Source organism: Streptomyces sp. BR123 (assembly GCF_013401435.1).
Lineage (GTDB): Bacteria > Actinomycetota > Actinomycetes > Streptomycetales > Streptomycetaceae > Streptomyces.
Genome location: NZ_JACBGN010000409.1, coordinates 1 through 5,084, shown reverse-complemented (window position 1 = coordinate 5,084; position 5,084 = coordinate 1). Strand labels below are relative to the sequence as shown.

Sequence of the window (5,084 nt, the reverse complement as noted above, 5' to 3'; positions counted from 1 at the left end):
CCCCTCCCCGCACCGGCGCCGGCGCCGGGGCGGGGAGGGGGGACGCCGGGGATCCGAAGTACGCCGACGTCAGCGGCATTCCGCACGGGCACGGGCGGGACGGGCCCGACGGCCGGGAGGACGCCGGATTCACGGCCGTGCTGGTCGAGTACTACGCGTACGGGCTGGCACAGGCGCGCAGCAGCTTCGCCACCAGCCAGCGGTTCGCCGGGGTGGGCGCCGCGATCCTGCTGGTCGGCGTGGCACTCGGCGTCTGGAAGGCGGAAAGCACCGGAGACCTCTACCTCGGGGTGGTGATCAGCTCGGTCGGCGTCGTCGTCACCCTCATCGGGCATCTGTTCCACCGCCGCGCCGACATCGCCCTGCGGCACATGGCCGACCAGACCGCCGCCCTGCGGGAGGACCGCCGGGCGGCCGCGGCCCTGCAGCAGGCCATCGGGCTGCTCGACGAGGTGGCGGACCCCGAGCTGCGGGCACGGCTCCAAGCAGGCCTGATCATGAAATTGTCAGGGGCCGAGCTGCCCCGGTAGCGGGATAGTGGGGGTATGTGCCGTTCCATCAAGACCCTGCGCCCGCCCGCCATCCCCGAGAAGGCCACCGAGGAGGAGATCCACGCCGCCGCGCTGCAGTACGTACGCAAGGTGTCCGGCTTCCGCGCCCCTGCCGCGCACAACCAGGAGGTTTTCGACGCGGCCGTGAACGCCGTCGCCGAAGCGACCCGCGACCTGCTGGACGGGCTCCGCGTGCGGGGCGCCACTGCAGTGCCTGCCGGCGCAGCCGCCCCCGCCTAGACCGGGCCGGGGGCAGCGGGAAGGCAGGGGGCGGTTGGCAGGGCGGCGGGCTCAGGACGTACGGGCCCTGCGGCGCAGAATCCAGATGCCGGTGCCGAGCGCGCTCGCGGCGAGGGTGCCGCCGATCGCGATCTGGGCCGGGCTCACCGCGCCGATGCTGCCGCCCGCGCCGCCTCGGGCCGCGCCCGGGGCGACCTGGAGGGAGATGGTGACGCGCGACCCGGCGAAGTCCCCGCACTCGAAGGTGACGGGGTGCACGCCGGTGGAAGCGTTGCGCAGGATGGTGGCGCTTCCGGTCAGGCTGCCGCCGCTCCCCCCCGACAGCCGGACCTCGCCGAACGCACTCGACCCGGCGCGGGCGAGGTTGCTCCCGCAGCCCCGGAGGATGAGGGCGACCCGGTTGCCGGGGGCAGCGGTGGTCGGGGAGACCGCGGCCGAGAGGGGGGAGCCGTTGGCGGCATGGGCGGCGGGAAGCGGAGCGACGGCGGTGGTGGCGGCGACGGCGAGCGTTGCGGCCGCGAGGCTCAGCAGCGGGCGGTTCGACGGCTTGGCGGGCATGGATCGAACTCCTCGGGCTCCTCTGAACGGCGCGGCCCGGCCACGGGTGTGACGCGGATTCGGTTGCGCACCGTGCTGTGGACGCTAGGAGCCCGAGCCGCCGACGGCGATCGGGGCCGGGTGAACGGGTGAGCGGCTGCTCCGCCCGGGGGAAGCTGCGGGGCGGGGCCGGCCGGGCGGGGCGGGTCGGGGCGGGCGCCGGGCGGCGGCTGGAGGGAGAGCGCGGCCCACACGATGCCGGGCTGCCGGGGCAGGGCGGCTGCGGGTCGCCGCGGGGCCTGTGGCGCGGGCTGCCGGTGCGGGCGGTGCGGGCGGTGCGGAGCGGAGCGGGACGGGCCTGCGGCGCCGAGGCCGGGGCGGGACGGGTTGTCACGCGGTCGGGCCGAGACCGCGGCGGATCGTTACGCCGTCTGCGCCGCTGCCGGGGCGGGGCGGCGGATGACGAAGGCTGCCAGGGCGCCCGCGGCGAACAGCGCTATCACCGAGACCGCGGTGCCGAGCCAAGCCGCGCCGAGCCACTGGGTGCCGAAATAGCCGAAGGCCACGCTGTAACCGGCCCAGGCCATGCCCGCCAGAGCCGACCAGGGAAGGAACTCCCTCACCTTGCGGTGCGTCTTCCCGGCACCCAGCGACACCACAGAACGGCCGGCCGGTGCGAACCGGGCGATCACGACCAGGGCTCCGCCTCCCCTGGCCAGGGCCGTGCCCAGGCGCTCGTGGGCCAGCGTCAGGCGCCTGGAGCGGGCGATGGCCCGCTCCAGCCGGTCCCCGCCGCGTCGAGCCAGCCGGAACGCAGCCATGTCACCCAGCACCGAGGCGGTCGTGGCGATCAGCAGGAGTGCCGCGATGTCGGGGACCCGGTCCGGTACCGGAACCGGTCCGGCCGCCCCGGCGGCCGCCGCGGCGGCCGCCGCAGTGATCACCAGCACCCCGCTCGGCAGCACCGGAAGGAACACGTCGAGCACGACGGACAACGCCACGACGGCATAGATCCATGGGCTCGCGGTCAGCGACCCCAGACTCTCCCACAAGACGAGACCCCCCGGTCCGGTTGACGTGCCTCGGCACGAGGCGCCGCGACGTCGCGCGGAAGCGGCAGGGGCGGCTTGACAGCCACACAGCGTACGCCGGGCACTGCCGCCCCGGACCTCCGGGGGCGCCCCGGCAGCCCGGCGCGTCGGCGGCACCGTTCCGGTTTCGCCGTCCGGGGCCCGGCCAGGGCCCCGGACGCGGTCTGCCGGCGAATGTCCGTCGGCGCCGAAGCGCCGAGCCGTCAGGTGGTCCGGTTCCGCATGCCGGTTCCGTACCGGTGCGCTGCCGGGATGCCGCTGCAGAGCAGCCCCCGGGGCGGCGCCCGGTCGCTCAAGCCGTTCCGGCCGCTCGCTCCGCCGCTCAAGGCTCCGGCGTGAGCCGACGGTCCAGCACCGTCACCAGCCGGGCTTCGCCGCTCACCCGGCCGGCACGTCCCCACCGCTTCCCGCCCACCCGGCGCGCCTGGTCCAGCCGCAGCCGTGCCGACCGGCCGGACAGCGTCAGCGTCATCAGCTGGTTCCCGAACCAAGGGCCGCCCGTACGCCGCCAGCTCAGTGGTGGACGGCCCGTCCGCCCGTGCCGCGACAGGCCGCGTCCCAGCCAGCGGCCGATCCGCGACCAGCCGAGCCGGAACCCCCACCGCACCACGGCCGGGATCGAGTTGTGCACGGGCGAGCACGTCAGCTGGAACACCCGCGCCGTGGTGGGTATTCGAGGCTCGGCCACATACGCGTGATGCACGTCCCCCGACAGCACGGCCACCGTGGCCGGCGCCCGCGGTCCCGTCCCCACCTCCTCGATCAGATCGCTGAGCGCCCTGAACGAGGCCGGGAACGCCGCCCAGTGCTCCAGGTCGCTGCGCCGCCGCAGGTCCTCGCCGACCCGCGCCCAGCGGGGCCCCCGGTCACCGCGGCACAGCGCGGCGTTCCACACTTCCGCGTCATGGATCAGCGGGGGCATCAGCCACGGCAGGGAGGACCCGATCAGCAGGTGGTCGTACCCGCCGTGGCCGGCCAGCGCGTTCTCCCGGAGCCACTCCTGCTCGGCCGGGTCGAGCATGGCCCGGCCGTCCTCGGCCAGCACCCGCGCCGCCCGCGTGTCCACCATGAGCAGCCGCGAGCGGCCGAAGTCGCGCCGGTAGCTCCAGCGCACCGAGGTCGGGTCGGCGTCCGCGGCGGCGGCGAAGGCGCGCAGCACGTCCGTGCCGTCCGCGTCCTTGGACACGGCCTGGAAGAGCGCGTCGGCGGCGAGCTCGGCGGGCGAGAGGTTGCCCAGGTGCTGGTACACCCAGTACGACATCAGCCCGCTGATCACCCGCTCCTGCCACCACGGCATCGTCCGCATCTCCGCCAGCCACGCGGCGCTGGTGTTCCAGTCGTCCACGACGTCGTGGTCGTCGAACATCTGCAGGCTGGGGACGGTCGACAGGAGCCAGCGGATCTCCGGGTCGAGCCACGACTCGTGGTAGAGGCGGGTGTACTCCTCATAGTCGGCGACTTGTGCGCCGGGCGCGTCCCGCAGGTCGCGCCGGGCGGCGAGCCATTGCCGGGTCTCCCGGGACAACTGGTCCGCGTACACCTGGTCGCCCAAGAGCAGCAGGACGTCGGGGCGGGGCTCCTGCGGGGCGGCGGCCAGCCGCGCCGCGAGGGTGTCGAGTGCGTCCGGCCCGTGCGGCCCGTGCCGGTCGGCGGGCGGAGCGGCCTGCCGGCAGGAGCCGAACGTGATGCGCAGCCCGGGGCCCGGCCTGCCGGTAGCGGCGGCGTCGGGGGTGCTGATCGTGCTCGGCGGGAAGGCGCTGCCGGGCAGCGGCCAGACGCGGACCCCGTCGAGCAGCACCTCGTACGCGGTCGTGGTCCCCGGGGTCAGGCCGGTCACCGGCACCAGCGCGTAGTGGTGCCCGGCGATCTGGAAGGTGCGCACACTGCCGGCGGCCCCGTCGGCGCAGCGTACCGCGGCTGTGCACGGGCGGTCGGTCTCGACCCATATCGTGGCCGAACCGCCCGTGTTCCAGTCGACGTGGCGCAGCAGCGGCCCCAGGCGCAGCGTGGCCATGGAACTCCCCCCTCCTCCGTAGCGCTTTCGATCACGGTACGACGCAGAGGTTGAGCCTGGCCTCCCCCTGGTGGGGGAAATCCGGCGGGCCGGCGGGCGGACCGTTCCCGTCAGCAGCCGTTCAGGACGTTCACCAGGGCCGTCTTCTCGGCGGAGTCCATGCTCAGGCCCCAGTACTGCTTCACGTCGACCCACATGCGGGCGTAGGTGCAGCGGTAGGAGGTGCGGGCCGGCATCCACTCGGCGGGGTCCTGGTCGCCCTTGGCCTGGTTGACGTAGTCGGTGACCGCGATGAGCTGCGGGCGGGTGAGGTCGTTGGCGAACTGCTGGCGCTTGGAGGTGGTCCAGGAGTTGGCTCCGGAGCGCCAGGCCTCGGCGAGCGGGACGACGTGGTCGATGTCGAGGTCGGCCGCGGCGGTCCACGTGGCGCCGTCGTACTCGGAGAACCAGCTGCCGCTGACCGAGGCGCAGTTGGAGTCGGTGACGACGTTGCGGCCGTCGCGCTTGAGGACGGTCTCGCGGGTGTTGCAGTTGCCGGAGACGGTGCTCCAGTGCGGGAACAGGCTGCGGCTGTAGCCGCTGGTGGAGCCCTCGGCGCGCGGCGTGACGGTGGCCAGGTAGGTGCGGGCGGCGGATGCGCTGATGGGGGTG

General features: G+C 74.7%; 6 protein-coding genes. 2 read left to right on the top strand and 4 right to left on the bottom strand.

Annotation, left to right across the window (positions count from 1 at the left end):
* Both HYE82_RS33855 and HYE82_RS33850 read left to right on the top strand, forming a co-directional pair.
* On the top strand, window positions 1-530 hold a 530-nt coding region (locus tag HYE82_RS33855; RefSeq protein ID WP_256988062.1), incomplete at its 5' end, for a hypothetical protein.
* 15 nt (window positions 531-545) lie between these two features.
* Entirely contained in the window at window positions 546-791 is a 246-nt protein-coding gene (locus HYE82_RS33850; RefSeq protein WP_179178052.1) for a DUF2277 domain-containing protein, read from the top strand.
* A gap of 51 nt (window positions 792-842) precedes the next feature.
* Here HYE82_RS33850 and HYE82_RS33845 read toward each other — a convergent pair whose 3' ends face one another.
* The 4 genes from HYE82_RS33845 to HYE82_RS33830 form a co-directional block, all read right to left on the bottom strand.
* Window positions 843-1,349: a hypothetical protein gene (locus HYE82_RS33845; RefSeq protein ID WP_179178051.1), complete on the bottom strand. Its 507-nt coding sequence runs from the start codon at window positions 1,347-1,349 to the stop codon at window positions 843-845.
* A 401-nt stretch (window positions 1,350-1,750) separates the two neighbouring features.
* The gene (locus HYE82_RS33840; RefSeq protein WP_179178050.1) at window positions 1,751-2,380 is read right to left on the bottom strand and encodes a DedA family protein; all 630 of its coding nucleotides are present in this window, start codon (window positions 2,378-2,380) and stop codon (window positions 1,751-1,753) included.
* Between the two features lie 361 nt (window positions 2,381-2,741).
* Entirely contained in the window at window positions 2,742-4,433 is a 1,692-nt protein-coding gene (locus HYE82_RS33835) for an alkaline phosphatase D family protein (protein WP_179178049.1), read from the bottom strand.
* Between the two features lie 110 nt (window positions 4,434-4,543).
* A partial coding sequence (locus HYE82_RS33830) for an HNH endonuclease family protein (protein WP_179178048.1) occupies window positions 4,544-5,084 on the bottom strand: 541 nt, incomplete at its 5' end.

Coding starts and splice junctions, on each gene's coding strand:
- HYE82_RS33850 (WP_179178052.1), top strand. CDS start 546: ATGTGCCGTTCCATCAAGACCCTGCGCCCGCCCGCCATCCCCGAGAAG.
- HYE82_RS33845 (WP_179178051.1), bottom strand. CDS start 1,349: ATGCCCGCCAAGCCGTCGAACCGCCCGCTGCTGAGCCTCGCGGCCGCA.
- HYE82_RS33835 (WP_179178049.1), bottom strand. CDS start 4,433: ATGGCCACGCTGCGCCTGGGGCCGCTGCTGCGCCACGTCGACTGGAAC.